The sequence below is a fragment of the Pseudomonas sp. GW823-FHT02C05 genome (assembly GCF_058797595.1).
In genome coordinates this window covers 2064386-2081016 of sequence record NZ_JBXAJU010000001.1, presented here as the reverse complement: position 1 = coordinate 2081016, position 16631 = coordinate 2064386, and the positions used below count along the sequence as shown (strand labels likewise).

Sequence of the window (16631 nt, the reverse complement as noted above, 5' to 3'; positions counted from 1 at the left end):
GCCAGGCCATGAAGCAGAAAAGCTTGCCCCCGCTGAACTGGCTGCGCGCCTTCGAGGTGTCCGCCCGTTGCCTTAACTTCACCCACGCCGCCGAGGAACTGTTCCTCACCCAGGGCGCGGTCAGCCAACAGATCCGCCAGCTGGAAAGCCACCTCGGGGTGGCGCTGTTCAAGCGCCTGCCCCGCGGTCTGGACCTGACTGAGGAGGGCCGCTCCTACCTGCCGGTGGTGCAGGACGCGATCACCCGGTTGGCGGTGGGCACCAACGAAATTTTCGGCCAGCACAAGCGCCGGCCGATCAAGGTGCGCGGCAGCCTGGCGTTTTTCGTCCACTGGCTGGCGCCCAAGCTGGCGGATTTTCAGCACAGGCACCCGCTGGTGGATATCCGCTACATCAGCAATATCTGGGTCAAGGAACTGGACGGCGAAGACGACCTGGAAATTCGTTGGGGCCACGGCCACTGGCCGGGGCTGGTGGCCCAGCGCCTGACTTGGGACACGCTGTTCCCGGTGTGCGCCCCGGCCTTGCTGGACAAGGCGCCGCTAGAGGTGCCGGCGGACCTGGCCCGGCACCCGCTGCTGCATGTGCTGGGCTACGAAGAGGGCTGGGGCTACTGGCTGCAGCGGGCCGGCGCCGAGCAAGTGGATTCGTCCCGGGGGATGCAGTTCGATACCCTGATTTCCACCTTGCGCATGGCCGAACTGGGCCTGGGCGTGGCCCTGGCCCGTTCCTCCATGGTCGACCAGATGCTCGCCGACGGGCGCTTGCTGGAGCCTTTCAGTCAGCGCATCGAGGCCAGCGAATCCTTTTACCTGGTGCGTGGCGCCGGGGCCGATCCACACCCCGATGCGCTGGAATTTTCCACCTGGCTGGTGGAGCAGGCCCATCGCCATAAATGACTGGCCGGAGCCAAACATGCGTTATGTGAGTACCCGCAGTACCGCCGAGCAGGTGGATTTCGAAAGCGTGGTGTTATCCGGCGTGGCCGCCGATGGCGGGCTGTACGTGCCTGCCGAGCTGCCACGCTTCAGCCCCCAGGAGATCGCCAATTGGTCGACCCTGGATTACCCCGAACTGGCCTTCCGGGTGCTCAGCCCCTTTGTGGGCGACTGCCTGCCCGAGGCGGACTTCAAGGCCTTGCTCAGCCGCGCCTACAGCGGCTTTGGCCACCGCGCGGTGGCGCCCCTGCGACAGATCGACCGCAATGAATGGGTGCTGGAACTGTTCCATGGGCCCACAGGCTCGGCCAAGGATTTTGCCGCGCGGTTGCAGGCGCAACTGGTGGGCTATTTCCTCCAGCGCCGGCAGCGCCACGGGGTGCTGGTGGGGGCCAGCAACGGCGATACCGCGCTGGCGGCTATCGACGCCTTCAAGGACTGCCCGCAGACCCAGGTGCTGGTGTTCTATCCGCAGCACGGCGTGCCCGAGCAGCAAGGGCAGCAGTTGCAGGCGGCACACAACCCCGGGCTGTGGCGCTTTGCCGTGCAGGGCAGCTTCGACGACTGCCAGACCCTGGTGGCCCGCCTGCTGCGCCAATGGCCCCTGGCCGAGCGCGAGGTGATCGGCTTCAACTCCAGCAATTGGGTCGGGGTCATGGCCCAGCTGGTGCTGTATTTCCATGCCGTGCTGCAACTGGGGGGCGGCCAGCGGCCCATCGGTTTCAGCGTGCCGGCGGCCAGCTTCGCCGAGGTCTATGCCGGCTATATCGTGCAGAAGATGGGCCTGCCCATCACCCAGATGATTGTCGCCACCAACCGCAACGACGCCCTGCACCAGCTGTTCCTGAAGAACCGCTATTGTCGCGCCGAGGCCAGCCAGAGCCTGTCGCCGGCCATGGACCTGTCGCTGTTCGCCAACCTGGAGCGCTTTGTCTGGGAGCTCTATGGCCAGGACCCGCATGCGGTGGCGGGCCTGATGCAGCGCTTTGAAGGCAGTGGCGAGATGACCCTGGGCAACGAGTTCTGGCTGCAGGCGCGGATGATCATCGACTCCTACTCGGTGAGCGATGAAGAGACCGGCAAGGAGATCAGCAGCCTCTATCGGGACACCGGCTACATCATCGACCCCCATGCTGCCATCGGTGTCCTGGCGGCGCGCCTGTACCGCCGCAGCCTGGTGGCGCCCATGGTCACCCTGGGGGAGATCGCGCCGGCCAAGTCGGCTCGGTTGCTGGGCTCGCTGGGTATTCCCGGGCTGGCACCGCAGCCACTCGCGGCGCCTTCCACGGCGCAGTGGCAGGCACTGGCAGCGGATGATTTTGCCGCCGTACTGCACTGCCTGAAGGCACTGTGATGGGCACCGCGAAGGAGGCTTCATGAAGCGGATCCTGGATCCACTGGACGAATGCATCATCGCCGAGCTGACCCGCAATGCCCGGGCGGCTCATGCCGAGCTGGCGGCCAAGGTCAACCTGTCGCGCAACGCGGTGCGCCAGCGCATCGAACGCCTGGAGCGCGACGGAGCGATCCAGGGCTACACCATTCGCCTGGGCGAAGGGCGCGGGGCGGATACCCGGATCAATGCGCTGATCTTCGTCTACCGCTACGACCGCATGCGCGGGGCCGATGTATTGCAGGCGCTGCGCGCGATGCCGGAGATTATCCAGTGCGAAGTGCTCAGCGGCGAGTTCGATGTGCTGGTGCGGGTCAGCGCCGCCAGCGTAGAGCGGGTGCACCGGGTGTGGAATGACATCGCCGCCTTGCCCGGGGTGGAAAACACCGTGACGTCCTTTGTCTTGTCCTCTGTGGCCTGAGCGCAGAGCCGGATCTTCTAGCCTCCTGTAGCCGCTGCCGAGCCTTTGGCGAGGCTGCGAAAAGGGCCGAAGGACCTTCCTGCGCGGTCAATCAGCATGTTGCGATGAATGGAACCCTGTGTGGTGTCCTGTTGGACCGCACCGCCAGGGTTAGCGTCTCCTGCGGAGCCGGGTGCAGCTTTCGGCAGCGGCTACAGGGGCAGTCTTGGTTGCGGGTTTTGCGTAGCCAGCGCCTGTGAGCGCAGCCTTCGGCAGTGGTCACGGGCGCTGGGCAAAATGCTCAGCAAATACAGCAAAACGGCATATTTCACTGCCCGGGCCAGCCCCCTAACCTTGTGTCCATCAGCTTCTCAACCCGGATGGAACACAACAAAAATGACTGAATACAACATCGCCCTGGTGGGCTTCGGCGGGGTCAATCGGGCCCTGGCGCAATTGATTGCCGAGCGCAATCAGGCATGGAAAAAACAGCTGGGTTTCAGTTTGAAAATCGTCGGCATCAGCGATCTGTTCCTCGGCTCCATCGTCGCTCCCCAGGGACTGGACGCCGGTCTGCTGAGCAAGCTGCCGGCAACCAAAGGCGCGTTGGCGCAACTGCCGGGCGGCCAGGTGGAGGCGCTCAACGAACAGGTGATCAAGGACTCTGGCGCCGACATCATTGCCGAGGCCACCTTCACCAACCCGGTGGACGGCGAGCCAGCGAGTACCTTCTGCCGTTGGGCCCTGGAGCAGGGCAAGCACGTGGTGACCACCAACAAGGGCCCCATTGCCCTGCACAGCGCCGAGCTCAAGGCCCTGGCCCAGCGCAATCTGGCGGCCTTCGAATACGAAGGCGCGGTGATGAGCGGCACCCCGGTGATCCGCATGGCCAAGCAGTCCCTGGCCGGCAGTGGGCTACTGGGGTTCGAGGGCATTCTCAATGGCACCTCCAACTTTGTGCTGACCCGCATGGAGGCCGGCCTGGGCTTTGCCGAAGCGGTGGCCGAGGCCCAGGCCCTGGGGTATGCCGAGGCCGATCCGAGCGCGGATGTCGAAGGCTTTGACGTGCGCTTGAAGGTGGTGATCCTGGCCAACGAATTGCTCGACGCGCAGTTGACCGTCAGTGATGTCAGTTGCCGGGGTATCTCCGGCCTGACGGTCAAGGACCTGGAGCAGGCCCGTGCCGAGGGCGCGCGCTGGAAGCTGATCGGTTCGGCCCAACGCCTGGCCGATGGCTCGCTGCAAGCCAGTGTCGAGCCGCGCCTGTTGCCCCTGGCCCATCCGCTGGCGGGCATTGGCGGGGCGATCAACGCGGTGTCGTTCAACACCGAACTGCTGGGCGCGGTGACGGTGTCCGGGCCGGGCGCTGGGCGCATCGAGACCGCCTTTGCCTTGCTCTCGGACATCATTCACATCCACCAGTCGCGCTTGGCCCGCTAGGAGCATGCCCATGAACCTGTCACGTCTGGCGCTGGCCGCCGATTCGATTGATGTCTGCAGCCCCTTCGATGGTCGGCTGATCGGGACAGTGCCACGCCTTGAGGCCTGTGCCGTGCCCTACCTGTTGCAGCAAGCCCGCCAGGGTGTCAGCGACTGCGCGGCGCTGCCGCGCTATCAGCGGGCACGGATTCTGGAGCGGGCGGCCCTGAACATCGAGCGCGACGCCGAACATTTCGCCCGGTTGATCGTCGATGAAGCGGGCAAGACCCTGAAACAGGCGCAGAAAGAGGTCAAGCGCTGCATCAACACCCTCAAGCTGTCGGCCGAAGAGGCCAAGCGCAATGCCGGCGAGGTGCTGCCGTTTGATGCCTATGAAGGTTCGGAAAACCGCCAGGGCTGGTTTTCGCGCGAGCCCTTGGGGCTGATCCTGGCGATCACGCCTTACAACGATCCGCTGAACCTGGTGGCGCACAAGCTGGGCCCGGCCATCGCCGGGGGCAACGGGGTGATTCTCAAGCCCTCGGAGCTGGCGCCGCTGTCGGCGATCAAGCTGGTGGACTACTTGCGCGATGCCGGCCTGCCGACCTCGGTGGTGACCCTGGCCACCGGTGGTGCGGACCTGGGCAAGGCCCTGGTGGAAGCCCGTGAGGTGCGCATGGTGTCGTTCACCGGCGGCTTCGTCACCGGCGAGCAGATCGCCCGCAGCGCCGGGTTGAAAAAGCTGGCCATGGACCTGGGAGGCAATGCGCCGGTGATCGTGATGGCCGACTGTGACCTGGCGGCGACGGTGGAAAGCTGCGTGTCCGGGGCCTTCTGGGCGGCGGGGCAGAACTGCATCGGCACCCAGCGCCTGCTGGTCCAGGCCTCGATCTATGAGGCGTTTCGAGAGGCTTTTGTGCGCCTGGCTCGGGAGCAGGTCAGTGGCGACCCGCTGGCCAGCAGCACGGACATCGGGCCGATGATCAGCCTGCAGGCGGCGCAGAACGCGCAGAAGGTCGTGGATGAAGCGCTGCAACAGGGCGCGCGTTTGCTCTGTGGGCATCAGCGCCGGGGTTCCTGTTACGCCGCCACGGTGCTGGAGAATGTCGACCACGGCAGTCGCCTGTGGCAGGACGAGGTCTTTGCGCCAGTGGTGGTCTTGCAACCGTTCGACGATCTGGATCAGGCCATCGCTTTGGCCAATCAGCCCGAATACAGCCTGCATGCAGGGATCTTCACCAATGACCTGCGTATCGCTATGGACGCTGCGCGGCGGATCGAGGCGGGTGGGGTGATGATCAACGACTCTTCCGATTACCGTTTCGATGCCATGCCCTTTGGCGGCTTCAAGTACGGCAGCCTGGGCCGAGAAGGGGTGCGTTTCGCCTATGAGGAAATGACCCAGCCCAAGGTGGTGTGCCTCAACCGCCTGGGCTGAGGCTGATTGCAGCAACACGACAGGTCGCCGGGCACCGGGCAGGTTTGGTCACCTGCCCGGTGTTTTTTTGCTGGCGGTGAGGTGCGGTGAATCGGTCGCGGTACGGGCAGTGGTAAAGTTCGCCGCTTCAGGATGAACGATGCGGGAAGCGGGCCGATGATCAAGGTGTGGTTGCAACAAGGGCGTGGCCTGTGGCTGGCGCTGTTTCTCGGGCTGCTGTTGCCGGCCCTGGTGCACGCCGAGGAGGCGCCGCCGGGGCTGGTGAAGGTGCCCCTGGACCGGCGGGTGATCGACCTGACCGCGACCTTGGATAGCGCCACCCAGGAGCGGATGGTGCACAAGCTGGAGGCGCTGGAGCAGCGCCGCGGCGCGCAGATCGCGGTGATGCTGCTGCCCAACCTGGGCCAGCAGAGCATCGAGGCCCTGAGCAACCAGTTGTTTCGCGCCTGGAAGCTGGGGCGCAAGGGGGTAGACGACGGCATCCTGCTGCTGGTGGCGAAGAACGACCACAAGGTGCGGATCGAGGTCGGTTATGGCCTGGAACCGGTGGTCACCGACCTGCTGGCCGGGCAGATCATCGCCCAGGACCTGACCCCGGCCTTTCGTCAGGGCGACTTTGCCGGCGGTATCGACCGTGCCCTGGATGACTTGATCCTGCTGGTGGACGGGGGCTCGTTGCCCGAGCCTGCGGGGCAGGCGGTGCCGCTCGAAGCCTATGCCTTGCTGCTGGCGTTCGTTTTCGGCTCGGTGGCGGGGGTGATGCTGGCCGCCGGCTGGAACTGGCGCCGGGTGCTGGGGGGCGCAGTGGTGCTGATGGCGGTGCTGGTGGGAGCCGTGGGCGGCCATGAGTGGCTGGCGCAGTTGTTCCTGGTGCCGCTGTGCATGTTGATCGGCGGTGCGACCTTCGCCGGGCTGTGGCAGGCGCGGCGGGTGTTCTACGGGGTGCTGGGGCTGCTGCTGTACATCGGCCTGCTGACCCTGGTCAGCCAGTATCTGGGCCGTTTGACTTTCCTTTACGGCCTGGCCTGGCCGGCGGGGGTGCTGCTGGTGCTGGGCGGCCATTGGCTGCTGTACTGGATGATGCGCAACAGCTGGCGCAAGAGCCCCCGGGGCTTTTTATGGCGCTTTGCCGTGTTGCTGACGCTGGTTCTACTGATGGGCCTGGGTGTGGATGCCTGGCAGGCGGCTCAGCGTTGGCTGAGGGTCGTGCCGTTCGCCTATTTCCTGAGTTTCATACTGTTTGCCGGCGGCAGTGGCTTTCGCTGGAGCAGTGGCGGTGGCAGCAGCAGTGGCGGCCGCTCAAGCTCGGGTGGCGGTTTCTCCGGGGGCGGCGGTTCCAGTGGTGGCGGCGGGGCGTCGGGCAGTTGGTGAGGCTGGGCGCGGTAATGATCACGCAGCCGTCCTGCTCTCCCAAGCCTGCGGGGCCGGGCAACGGGCCGATGGCGGCGCGGAGAATCGTTGAGCGGTCAGGTTGGCGGAAATTGATGGTTGATAATAATTCTCATTGGTGAATATGATATGTTATTACATTAATTTCAGTCCCAAGGAAGCGTTGCCATGAAAGTCCTGTCGTCCCTCAAAGAAGCCAAGAATCGTCACCGCGACTGCCAGATCGTCAAGCGTCGCGGTCGCATCTATGTGATCTGCAAATCCAATCCGCGCTTCAAGGCTCGCCAGGGCGGGGCGAAGAACCGGAACAAGGGGTGAGTGCGGGGGCGGTCGGGAGTGACAAGGCGCTGCTGGAGCGAGCCACTCCCGACAGCACCCAGGCATGGGGGGCAGGTTTTTCAGTCGTGCAGCAGGGTCGAGCCGTACTCGTTGAAGCTGTTGCCCAATGCGCTGTTGCCGTTGAGATTCAGATTGCTCACGCCACCGCCAAGCCGGCACTTGTCCGAATAGCAGGGGTGGGTGGTCGCACTGGAGCAGGCGCCCAGTAGAAGGGTGGCGCCGATCAGCAACACCTTGAGGCAGTTCAACTTCATTTTCAGCATCTCCAGAGCAGGGTCAGGGATAGAGCGAACCGGAGCCTCATCCTACGCCGTTACATGTCGGTACACATTGCCAATCAGGCGGGCCCGGAAAAAATATCTGCCGTGCTTGCAGGATGCCGCCTTGGCACGGGGCTGCTCAGCGCCGCGGGGGCAATTGTGTCCTCGGGCCAGACCCGGTAGAAAGGCGCAACGCATTCAGAAAACAGATACCAGCATGAGCGACATTGAGAAACCCAATAGCCGCCTGTTCGACCTCGACTTGCTGCGGGCCATTGTCACGGTGGCCGACTGCGGCAGTTTCACCACGGCCGCCACTCGCCTGCATTCCACCCAATCCACCATCAGCCAGAAGATCCGCCGCCTGGAGGAGATGGTCGGGCAGCGCCTGCTTGAGCGCGGCAATCGCGATGTGTTGCCCACCGATGCCGGCGAGACCCTGCTGGGGTATGCCCGGCGCCTGCTGGCACTGAACGATGAAATGTTCGAGGCGCTGTCCGGGGCCACGGTGGTGCTGACGGTGCGTATCGGCGTGCCGGACGACTTCGCTGCCGGCCGCACCACCGAGCAACTGGCTGCGTTCAACCGGCGCTATCCCCAGGTCAAGCTGGAGGTCACCAGCGGCATGAGTCGCGACCTCAACGCCAGTTATGACCGTGGCGAACTGGACCTGGTGGTGCTCAAGCAACTGCGCAACAGCCGCGAGGCACTGGCCTGCTGGCCGGAGAAGACCCGATGGGTGGATAGCGCGAAAAACCCCTGCATCGATCTCGACCCGCTGCCTATCGTTACCTTCCCGCCGCGCGGGGTGTACCGCGATGCCATGATCAATGCCCTGGAGGCGGTGGGCCGGCGCTGGCATATCAGCTTCACCAGCTCCAGCCTCAGCGGCCTGCAGTCGGCCATTGCCGATGGCATGGGCATAGGCCTGCTGCCATTGCGTGCGGTCACGGCTGGCCACCAGGTCCTGTCCAAAAGCACCGGGCTACCCTCGGTGGACGTGTTCGAGGTGGCGTTGCTGCACCGCCCGGCGGCAGATCCCATGGTCAAGGAACTGGCGCGAGTCTTGTCGCGGGTGCTGGCCCAGGACACTCAGGGCTGAAGTCGCGCGGCATTCGATAAATGAATATGGCGGATTCCAGTATTTAATTTGTGCATGTGCGTAACGCTGGATATCGTGGTGGCCAGCAGCGGTCCGCGCCGCTTCCCTGGCGCGTCGACCCGCAGGTTTGTTCACCCTGGCGGCGTTGCCGCGCGGGGCAGCAAAACAACAATGAGGAGAGTCTCCATGTCCAAAACCACCTATTACGCGCCTCACGGCGGGCACCCGGCACAGACCGAACTGCTCACCGACCGCGCAATGTTCACCGAAGCCTACGCCGTGATCCCCAAGGGCGTGATGCGCGACATCGTCACCAGCCACCTGCCGCACTGGGACAACATGCGCATGTGGGTCATCGCTCGTCCGCTGTCGGGTTTCGCCGAAACCTTTTCCCAGTACATCGTTGAAGTCGGCGCCAATGGCGGTAGCGACAAGCCCGAGCAGGACCCCAACGCCGAAGCGGTACTGTTCGTCGTCGAAGGCGAGGTCAACCTGACCCTGCAAGGCCAGGTGCATGTCCTCAAACCCGGCGGCTATGCCTTTATCCCACCGGCTGCCGACTGGAAGCTGCGCAACACCAGCGGCACCGAGGCGCGTTTCCACTGGATCCGCAAGCACTACCAGAAAGTCGATGGCGTGCCATACCCGGACGCTTTCGTCACCAACGAGCAGGACATCGAGCCGCGGGTCATGCCCGATACCGAAGGCCGCTGGAGCACCACGCGTTTTGTCGACATGAGCGACATGCGCCATGACATGCACGTCAACATCGTCAACTTCGAGCCGGGCGGCGTGATTCCGTTCGCCGAGACCCACGTCATGGAGCACGGCCTGTACGTCCTGGAAGGCAAGGCGGTGTATCGCCTGAACCAGGATTGGGTCGAGGTCGAGGCCGGTGACTTCATGTGGCTGCGCGCCTTCTGCCCACAGGCCTGCTACTCCGGCGGCCCGGGTCGTTTCCGCTACCTGCTGTACAAGGATGTGAACCGCCAGATGCGCCTGACCCTCAACGCAGCGCATTGATCCGACGGCAGTGCAAGGGCCGTTCTGGCCTCCGCACTGCTGAACGGCGAGTGACAGGAACCGGCGATCATTCGCCGGTTTTCTTTTGTCTGAGGGGCAGGGTTGCTGCCTATGCCTAGGACTCTCGCTGACCGAGCCGCGCGATCAAACCTTCAAGGGCCGGACGCTTGTCCTGCCACTCCTGGCGAGTAATGCCTAGCAGCACTACGTCGATTCGCTCGCCGTCTTTCAGAATGTTCTGGCGCCGCAGGCCTTCCTGTACGAATCCAAATTTCAGGTGCAGCCTGATCACCGCTGTATTGCTTGCGAGCACCTCGCAGTTGAGTTTGTCCAGAGCAGCTTGATTGAAGGCATAGTCGAGCAACCAGAACTCCATGAGACTGCCCAGGCCTTTGCCTTGAAGCTCGGCGTCCAGGTAGAACGCCCAGTCGGCAGTTTTCTGCAGGGCATTGATGGCGTTCAGGGACACGACCCCCAAGGCTTGCCCGGCATCGACCGCGACAAACACCTCCTGACGCGGGTTGCCTTGAAGGCTGCTCAGCCAGTTTGCATGCTCCTGTTCGCTGATTTCATGGGAGGTGTACATGTATTTGCGCACCTCCTGCTGGTTGCGCAGCGCGCGCACTTGGGCTTGAACGGTGGGGCTGCTAGCAAGCAAAGGAATGAGCTGCATGGGAGGGTCCTGGATTGGAGGCGAGCCTGAGGTGCGATCTTCAGGCGCGAAGATTCTTTCAGACTAGAGATTATTCGGCCAGCAAGCTTGCTGCAGGTGTCGGGAGATGCTGGAGGTTCGCTTCAAGCGAGGTGGGATCGGCCTGGGCGGCCAGTGCCGGTTTATATGAGGGCTGGGTGTAATCAGGGAGGGAGCGCTGTTGCGCTGCCCTCACATCTCGATGGTTGGAATGGTGGTCTTGCCGCAGCTTATAAGTTGCCCTGCGGTTACCTGGAGCCCATTGCTGGGCTTGATGCTGTAGCCGATAAGGACGCCTGCCATTACCAAGGCCATGTATAGAGCCGTTTTTCTCAAGATCATGCCGGTGCCCACTGAATGATTGATCGGAAAGCGTGCAGCACTGATTGCCATTCTGGAAAAAGGTTCCTGCTACAGGTGAGTAACGGATACAGCGTGTGGCATTGGCCAGGGTTGTCGATTGGCTCGCCTTATCGGTAAAGTCCCAGCGCGTTGTCAGCGTGCTTGTCAGTCGTCCCAATCCACCTGCGGACACAGTCCATGGTTCATTCAGACCACCTTGCCAGCTACGTCAGTGCAAGCCTGGGAGTTGCATCGCCTCGCACCGCGCTACTTGACAACGCGAGTCAGGAAAGCCGGCTCGATCAGGGGGACACCGTCACCGCCGACGATGACAGGGCACTCATCAAGCGGCTAGCAGAGCAGGGCGGTTTCCCAGCGATGCAGCCTGCGTCGAAGGCTGGATCTGCCATGAGGGGGGGCGCCAACCTCTCGAAAAAATCATCCGCCCTGCTCACATCAGCTTCACCAATGAATGCCGGGATGCTTATTGGCTCAAGTACTTCTCTGCTTAGCCGCCGATTCTCTATAGCGCCGAGATATCTGCTCGAGTCGTTTCGCCGACGCTGCAGGATCAGTACTTCCATGGAGCCACTAAATGCTTGAAGAGCCGTTTTTTCCTTACCAGAGCCTGGCGTCCGACTTGCTTGCTTTCCTACCTGGGGACAGCACTGATGGCTCTCACGATCTTTCTCATATTCATCGGGTCTGGATGAATGTGCGGCGTCTACAGGCTAAAGAAGGTGGAGACCTGGAGGCGTTGCTTGCTGCAACCCTCTTGCACGATTGCGTGGCCGTCGAGAAAAACTCGCCATTGCGGTCGCAGGCATCCACTCTTTCGGCCAATAAAGCAGCGTCTATTCTGCAGCGCATGGGCTGGCCTGCCCCGCGTATTGAGCTTGTTGCCCACGCGGTCCAGGCTCATAGCTTCTCCGCGGGCGTCGAACCCCTCACCCTGGAAGCCAGGATCCTTCAGGACAGCGACCGCCTGGACGCCATCGGCATGATCGGAGTCGCCCGTTGTTTCTACATCGCTGGGCGAATGGGCTCTGCGCTGTACGACATCACAAACCCCACCGCCATCGGCAGGCCCTATCAAGACAAGCGTTTTACCATTGAGCACTTCCACACCAAGCTACTCTCCCTTGCCTCCGGATTTCAGACGGTCGAAGGGGCGCGGTTGGCGGCAGTCAGGCATGCGCGCCTGAAGGATTTCCTGGACGGATTCATGGAGGAGATCGGAGCCCCCGATTAATCGTCAGGCCGTAGGCCTGACGCGGAAGGCCAGGTACACCGGGCCGAATGGGAAGGTGCTGACTTCCAGCTCATCCAGGGGATTGAGCGTGCGCGTGCGGCCCCCTGCGTTGCTGTAGATCATGTGGCTGCTCGATACCGCGATGTTGATCTTGCCGGCCGCAGCCTGGATCAGAGTGGCCTTGAACCCTTCAGTCACATCGTCACCTATCGTGAGCGTGACGTCGGTGTCGCTAATGACCAGGATCGACTTACCTGAATCCGCCATGGTCAGGGGCCTGCTGCCGGTGATCGAGACATTGGGGTGCACATGGCCCCCAGCGTGGTAGCTGACCATCCTGGGGTCGGCGAAGACGCGGGCGAAGGAGCCGACATAATTGACACTGGCGCGCATGTCATCGAATTGTTCGACCACATAGGTACCGATGCTGCCCGAGACTTCGCCGTTGGGGTCCATGACCCATTTGCGTCCGACCATCAGCCCGATCTGGGTGTTGGCTCGTACACCGGCACGCATCTCCTCGAGAAACAGCTGGCTGATCTGGCCGCCGCCTTTGCCCTGGACATAGGTAAAGCGTGCTATGGAGTGGCTGTCCCCGGTAGGGCTGCCTTGGGCTGTATCGACTCGGTAGTCGACAAAGTCCGCTGATACGGTGGTGGTCGTGGTGTTGGCGTTAGGTGCCCAGGTGAAATCCAAGACCCTTCCGGTTTTCACCTGCTCCAGCGATGTGGTGGTCTGCGAGGTCGTAGTAGAGCCTGACTGCTTCAAATCATCGTTCATGCTGCTCATCCTTAAGTGAAGTGCGTGCTTGAGTGCGGGCCGAAATGGCCCGAGGCATATGACCGCCTCCATATCGCCACTTTTCCTGAAAAGCCGTGGTGTTTCGCTTGATACGTATGGAGTTCCTGCCTCGCTCCAGGGGCGTGAGGGGAAGCAGACAATCGGCTGTTGCGGTGCCTCCAGTGTGTGAGGTGCTGATTCGAGTTGATTGCTGTATGTATATACAGTAGTCGAGGTTTGCGCATGGCGCGACTTGCGCCAACGAACTGTAGTGGTGGGGATGTGATTGTTAGGCAGAACGCCTTGGAGGGGGATTGAGTTGCGGAGGCTACCTGTATCACCCGGCGATGAACATGAAGCACCCGCTGAATACGGCGCTGCTGATCACCGCCAAGGCAGAGCTGCCAGACCTGACATCGGCCAAGCGTGTGAAGGCTCAGTATCTATGACCCTGGCCCTGCAGTCTTATAAGGGTGAGGCTCATGGCGCAGTAGAGTGGGGCCCGGCCCGGGTCTGCGCCGAGATGAAGGAGTTCTTCGGTGTCATCATCGAGCCTAAGCATTGGAGTCGTGATTGGCTCATCTTATGGGAATCACTGAAAGAAGTGATCAGGGAAGTGGATATTCAAGTATAGCAACTGATCTCGCAGGTGATTCACTCGTCGAATGATGAAAGAGCGGCATAAAGATGTTGACGTGGGGGCGCGTATTTTTCTCATAGTGCACAAGTAACGCGAAACGCACACGGAACCCTGAACCCGGCCACTGAGTCGGGTTTTTTATTTGCTGTAATCATCAGTGAATCTGCGCCACACATAGGCAGAAGCGGCCAAAACATAAGTTAAAAATGACAGGTGAAAATTTCATTGAACGATTTGATGGCTCATCGCCTCTTAGCCCTCGGTGATTGCTTACACCTCTCATAAACAGTACTTATTGGTCATAAAATGAAGAAAATTCTACTGGGTGCTTTACTGTTTTCCTGCGCGTCTTTTGGTGTGAGTGCCGCAGAATTGTCAGGTGCGATTGGCGCCACTAGCCAAGGTGGCCTTACTGCCCGGGTAGGTATGGGGTTCGCTTGGAACAAGAGCTGGTTTGAGTCCAGCACGGGGCGCCTCACGGGCTACTGGGACGGGGGCTATACCTACTGGGAGGCTGGAGACGCTTCCGGTGGCGCGCACTCGCTGTCTTTCGCGCCGGTGTTCGTCTATGAGTTTGGTAGCGGTAACGTGAAACCATTTGTTGAGGCAGGTATTGGGGTGGCGGTGTTCTCCGGAACTTCCGCAGGTGACCAAGAGTTCGGTTCGGCGTTTAACTTCGAAGACCGCATCGGTGCTGGCCTGAAGATCGGCGAGACTCAGAAGGTCGGCATTCGTGCCATTCACTACTCCAACGCTGGCATCAAGCAGCCCAACGACGGCATCGAGTCTTACTCGCTGTTCTACAGTCATCAAATCTGAAGCAGCAATCCAAAAAATGCCCGCCTTGTGCGGGTATTTTGTTTCTGTAGCGTCAGCCATCCGGCCCGATTTGGTTCGGGTGCAGCTATGTGGATGCGCGGTAGTAAAGGTTAAGAATTAATACTGGCTGTATGTACAGTGTTATTCTGAAATAGTTACTCCGCTCCTCACGTGAATAGGAAGCCAGAATGAGCTTTCTGCTGATTTTGACCTACTAGATCCTGTGAAGGCCACGAGCCTCGAGCGATCGCCTTTGAGCGACATGAAAGCGGAATCCTCCGCACCAAATGTTCAACTCAAAGGTGAATAAAATGGCTAGTGACAGCTTTCGAATCGTACCCTTCACCCAAAATGGCAGCTCAATGCTGCCTCCGCGCAACTTCATGCTCGTAGGGCGGTACCTGGAGTCCCCGAGCAAGCAGTACAAGCTGATCCTGGAAGCCGATGGGAACCTGCGGCTCTACGATAACGGCGTCCCAATCTGGGTGGCAGATAGCAGCGTGCCTTACACCTATGTGGATAGCCGCCCTAACAAGGATCTGGTCACTTGCTTCTACATTCAAGGTGGGGCAATTCTGGTTGACCGCGTGAACAGCCGCACCTGGATCGCACTGAACAGCTGGATCCCCGTCAAACAGCAGAAAGGGCGGGCAGATCGTACCTACCTGCAGCTGCAGGATGACGGCAACATCGTGACTGTAGATGGCGTGCCTATGTGGGCGCGTTTCGGCTTTACACCGACTGCTGAGCCCCGCCCTGGCAAGCTGATCTACGACACCGGCACGGACAAGGGGCCGAGTGAGTGGAAGGTGAAGGATTGGACGTTCAATAACATCTTCTAAGGCGACGGTATCAGAGAGCCCCGTGAATACGCGGGGCTTTTTGTTTGAGGCCAATTTGGCCCCTGCTTCTGGGCTGCGCTTTTTCTTGTCAGGGTTTCGCCCTTCGCAGGGCCCCTCTCCGGTATGCCTGGGCGTCGATGCTGGGAAGGGCTATGGCAGAAGGTGTGGAAAACCGCGCGTTTCGATTTCGGGCCTCGACAAGGGCTGAGGCCGTTATGATGCAAGGGATACGGCTCTATTGAGATGATCTCTTCTTACTTGGCATTACGGTTGGTTCGGTCAGCTCGATTTTGGCCTCCGCCCATGCTTCGCGCGCCTCCACGAATTTCGCGTTTGCGGCCTCTTTTGAATCGTAAAACCGTTGGGCGGCCTTTGGGGAGGAGGCGAGGTCTCCAAGTAGATCAAACGCGATGGAATCAAGTTTATCTGCCTCCCTAAATAGCTTGTTACTTCGTTCGGTCGCGTGACTCCACTGTGACTTTGTGATCGCCTTGCATTTCATGTAGTCCTCACATTTGGTTGTCGTACCAATTCATATTTGATGCTTTCACTGCGCTGCGTAAGTAGAGGGTATGGGTCATTCTTGCAGGGATAGCAAATTTCACCCACGCCTGGCGCTAGTGGCCTTTTGAATCGACTTCAGACTATGTCGGGTAAAGCCCCTTAAGGGCATTACTTCTCGATCTGTCGCGCTTCTACCGAGGGGTGCAATTTTCCCTTTTCAGATACACGGTCTCGCAAGTAAGCGGGATATTTCGTTTTCGGCGTGTCCCCTCCCACCATCTTTGTGGGGGGGGCGGTTGGCGCTGACCCAATTCAAGCATGCCCCACGGAGTCGAGCGCATGGAGTTTCTGTACCGCCTGCTCGACAGGCTTGATACGTGGTTTACCGCAGGATTGATTGGCGCGTTCGCCGCGAGCTGGTGGCACCGTGACGATCTGGTGGACCGAAAGGCCTGGGCCGTCTTCATTTTCTCGGGTGCTGTCTGCGCCCATTACCTGACTGGACTGGTTAGCGCTTCCCCGCAGCGTTGCCGGTATCGGTTTTCTGCTCGGCACCTTCGGTGGCTCGTTGATCGCCGCCATTACCCGGGCAATCAAAGCTGCTGACCTTTGGGCGTTCATTCGTTCGAAGTTCGGGGGAGGTGGCACATGATCCTGGAACACGTTGCGACGTGGTCTGCTGGCCTGATCGCGCTATGGGCGACCTGGTGCTGCTTGAGCGGGAAGGTCCGCGACGGGGTGCTTGGAAAGTTGAGCTACGCGACTATCGCGCTGAGCGGTTACGCGCTCCTGGTGCGCAACGAGCGGCTGATCATGTCCCAGTCGGTTGCAGAGGCGACTCTGTACGCCTCCCTGGCCCTGGCCGGCCTTCGGCACGTCTTCATGGTCACGTACTGGCAGCGGGTGAAGGCCTGGCTGTGTCGGACGTTGCACTGTGAACACTGTTCGGCGTGTGATAAGAGCGAGGGAAGTCGGAACTGACACAACTCGGGAGTCAGATAATCATGTCTCTATCAGTGGCGAGGGGAGCGCAATAGACAGTCGGTGGAAAAGCCCCCCG

General features: G+C 61.1%; 18 protein-coding genes and 1 pseudogene. 15 read left to right on the top strand and 4 right to left on the bottom strand.

Translation table 11 applies throughout. From position 1 onward, the window contains the following. Window positions 1-8: 8 nt before the first annotated feature. From AC1RGE_RS09280 to ykgO, 7 genes are all read left to right on the top strand, one after another. The gene (locus tag AC1RGE_RS09280; protein WP_011062101.1) at window positions 9-899 is read left to right on the top strand and encodes a LysR substrate-binding domain-containing protein; all 891 of its coding nucleotides are present in this window, start codon (window positions 9-11) and stop codon (window positions 897-899) included. Between the two features lie 16 nt (window positions 900-915). Continuing rightward, window positions 916-2292 carry a threonine synthase gene (gene thrC / locus AC1RGE_RS09275; protein ID WP_011062100.1) on the top strand — a complete coding sequence of 459 codons (1377 nt, stop codon included), beginning with the start codon at window positions 916-918 and terminating at the stop codon, window positions 2290-2292. Window positions 2293-2314: 22 nt separating this feature from the next. Next, complete coding sequence (locus AC1RGE_RS09270) at window positions 2315-2752, top strand: Lrp/AsnC family transcriptional regulator (RefSeq protein ID WP_011062099.1); 438 nt, start codon at window positions 2315-2317, stop codon at window positions 2750-2752. 375 nt (window positions 2753-3127) lie between these two features. Next, window positions 3128-4171: a homoserine dehydrogenase gene (locus AC1RGE_RS09265; RefSeq protein WP_220222902.1), complete on the top strand. Its 1044-nt coding sequence runs from the start codon at window positions 3128-3130 to the stop codon at window positions 4169-4171. 10 nt (window positions 4172-4181) lie between these two features. Beyond that, a complete protein-coding gene (locus tag AC1RGE_RS09260; protein ID WP_011062097.1) occupies window positions 4182-5588 on the top strand; it encodes an aldehyde dehydrogenase family protein in 1407 nt (468 codons plus the stop codon). A gap of 156 nt (window positions 5589-5744) precedes the next feature. Next, the gene (locus AC1RGE_RS09255; protein WP_492584062.1) at window positions 5745-6959 is read left to right on the top strand and encodes a TPM domain-containing protein; all 1215 of its coding nucleotides are present in this window, start codon (window positions 5745-5747) and stop codon (window positions 6957-6959) included. A 186-nt stretch (window positions 6960-7145) separates the two neighbouring features. Next, on the top strand, window positions 7146-7295 hold the full coding sequence (gene ykgO, locus AC1RGE_RS09250) for a type B 50S ribosomal protein L36 (protein ID WP_011062095.1): 150 nt from the start codon (window positions 7146-7148) through the stop codon (window positions 7293-7295). A gap of 80 nt (window positions 7296-7375) precedes the next feature. Here the strand turns inward: ykgO and AC1RGE_RS09245 are convergent, their stop codons facing one another. Beyond that, a complete protein-coding gene (locus AC1RGE_RS09245; protein WP_011062094.1) occupies window positions 7376-7570 on the bottom strand; it encodes a hypothetical protein in 195 nt (64 codons plus the stop codon). A 223-nt stretch (window positions 7571-7793) separates the two neighbouring features. Between AC1RGE_RS09245 and AC1RGE_RS09240 the strand changes: the two genes are divergently transcribed. Further along, entirely contained in the window at window positions 7794-8678 is an 885-nt protein-coding gene (locus AC1RGE_RS09240) for a LysR substrate-binding domain-containing protein (RefSeq protein ID WP_011062093.1), read from the top strand. Between the two features lie 186 nt (window positions 8679-8864). Next, window positions 8865-9701: a bifunctional allantoicase/(S)-ureidoglycine aminohydrolase gene (locus AC1RGE_RS09235; protein WP_011062092.1), complete on the top strand. Its 837-nt coding sequence runs from the start codon at window positions 8865-8867 to the stop codon at window positions 9699-9701. 115 nt (window positions 9702-9816) lie between these two features. Here the strand turns inward: AC1RGE_RS09235 and pseH are convergent, their stop codons facing one another. Next, the gene (pseH, locus tag AC1RGE_RS09230; RefSeq protein WP_011062091.1) at window positions 9817-10374 is read right to left on the bottom strand and encodes a UDP-4-amino-4,6-dideoxy-N-acetyl-beta-L-altrosamine N-acetyltransferase; all 558 of its coding nucleotides are present in this window, start codon (window positions 10372-10374) and stop codon (window positions 9817-9819) included. Between the two features lie 210 nt (window positions 10375-10584). After that, window positions 10585-10785, bottom strand: a complete 201-nt coding sequence (locus AC1RGE_RS09225) for a hypothetical protein (RefSeq protein ID WP_019094218.1) — start codon at window positions 10783-10785, stop codon at window positions 10585-10587. 544 nt (window positions 10786-11329) lie between these two features. On the opposite strand from AC1RGE_RS09225, the gene AC1RGE_RS09220 reads away from it, so the two are divergent. Beyond that, window positions 11330-11986, top strand: coding sequence for an HD domain-containing protein (locus tag AC1RGE_RS09220; protein WP_492584060.1), 657 nt, complete (start codon window positions 11330-11332; stop codon window positions 11984-11986). Window positions 11987-11989: 3 nt separating this feature from the next. Here the strand turns inward: AC1RGE_RS09220 and AC1RGE_RS09215 are convergent, their stop codons facing one another. Then, on the bottom strand, window positions 11990-12838 hold the full coding sequence (locus AC1RGE_RS09215) for a hypothetical protein (RefSeq protein WP_492584058.1): 849 nt from the start codon (window positions 12836-12838) through the stop codon (window positions 11990-11992). A 373-nt stretch (window positions 12839-13211) separates the two neighbouring features. Here AC1RGE_RS09215 and AC1RGE_RS09210 point away from each other — a divergent pair, with 373 nt between their 5' ends. The 5 genes and pseudogenes from AC1RGE_RS09210 to AC1RGE_RS09190 all read left to right on the top strand — a co-directional run bounded on the left by AC1RGE_RS09210 (window position 13212) and on the right by AC1RGE_RS09190 (window position 16552). After that, window positions 13212-13400 (top strand): hypothetical protein, encoded by a 189-nt coding sequence (locus tag AC1RGE_RS09210; RefSeq protein WP_492584057.1) that lies wholly within the window; start codon window positions 13212-13214, stop codon window positions 13398-13400. A gap of 312 nt (window positions 13401-13712) precedes the next feature. Beyond that, window positions 13713-14225, top strand: coding sequence for an acyloxyacyl hydrolase (locus AC1RGE_RS09205; RefSeq protein ID WP_492584056.1), 513 nt, complete (start codon window positions 13713-13715; stop codon window positions 14223-14225). Window positions 14226-14536: 311 nt separating this feature from the next. After that, the gene (locus tag AC1RGE_RS09200) at window positions 14537-15067 is read left to right on the top strand and encodes a hypothetical protein (protein WP_492584055.1); all 531 of its coding nucleotides are present in this window, start codon (window positions 14537-14539) and stop codon (window positions 15065-15067) included. A gap of 843 nt (window positions 15068-15910) precedes the next feature. Beyond that, window positions 15911-16223, top strand: a pseudogene (locus AC1RGE_RS09195) (MFS transporter). Further along, window positions 16220-16552 carry a hypothetical protein gene (locus AC1RGE_RS09190; RefSeq protein ID WP_492584053.1) on the top strand — a complete coding sequence of 111 codons (333 nt, stop codon included), beginning with the start codon at window positions 16220-16222 and terminating at the stop codon, window positions 16550-16552. The pseudogene AC1RGE_RS09195 and the gene AC1RGE_RS09190 overlap by 4 nt, the downstream one beginning before the upstream one ends. Window positions 16553-16631: the final 79 nt, after the last annotated feature.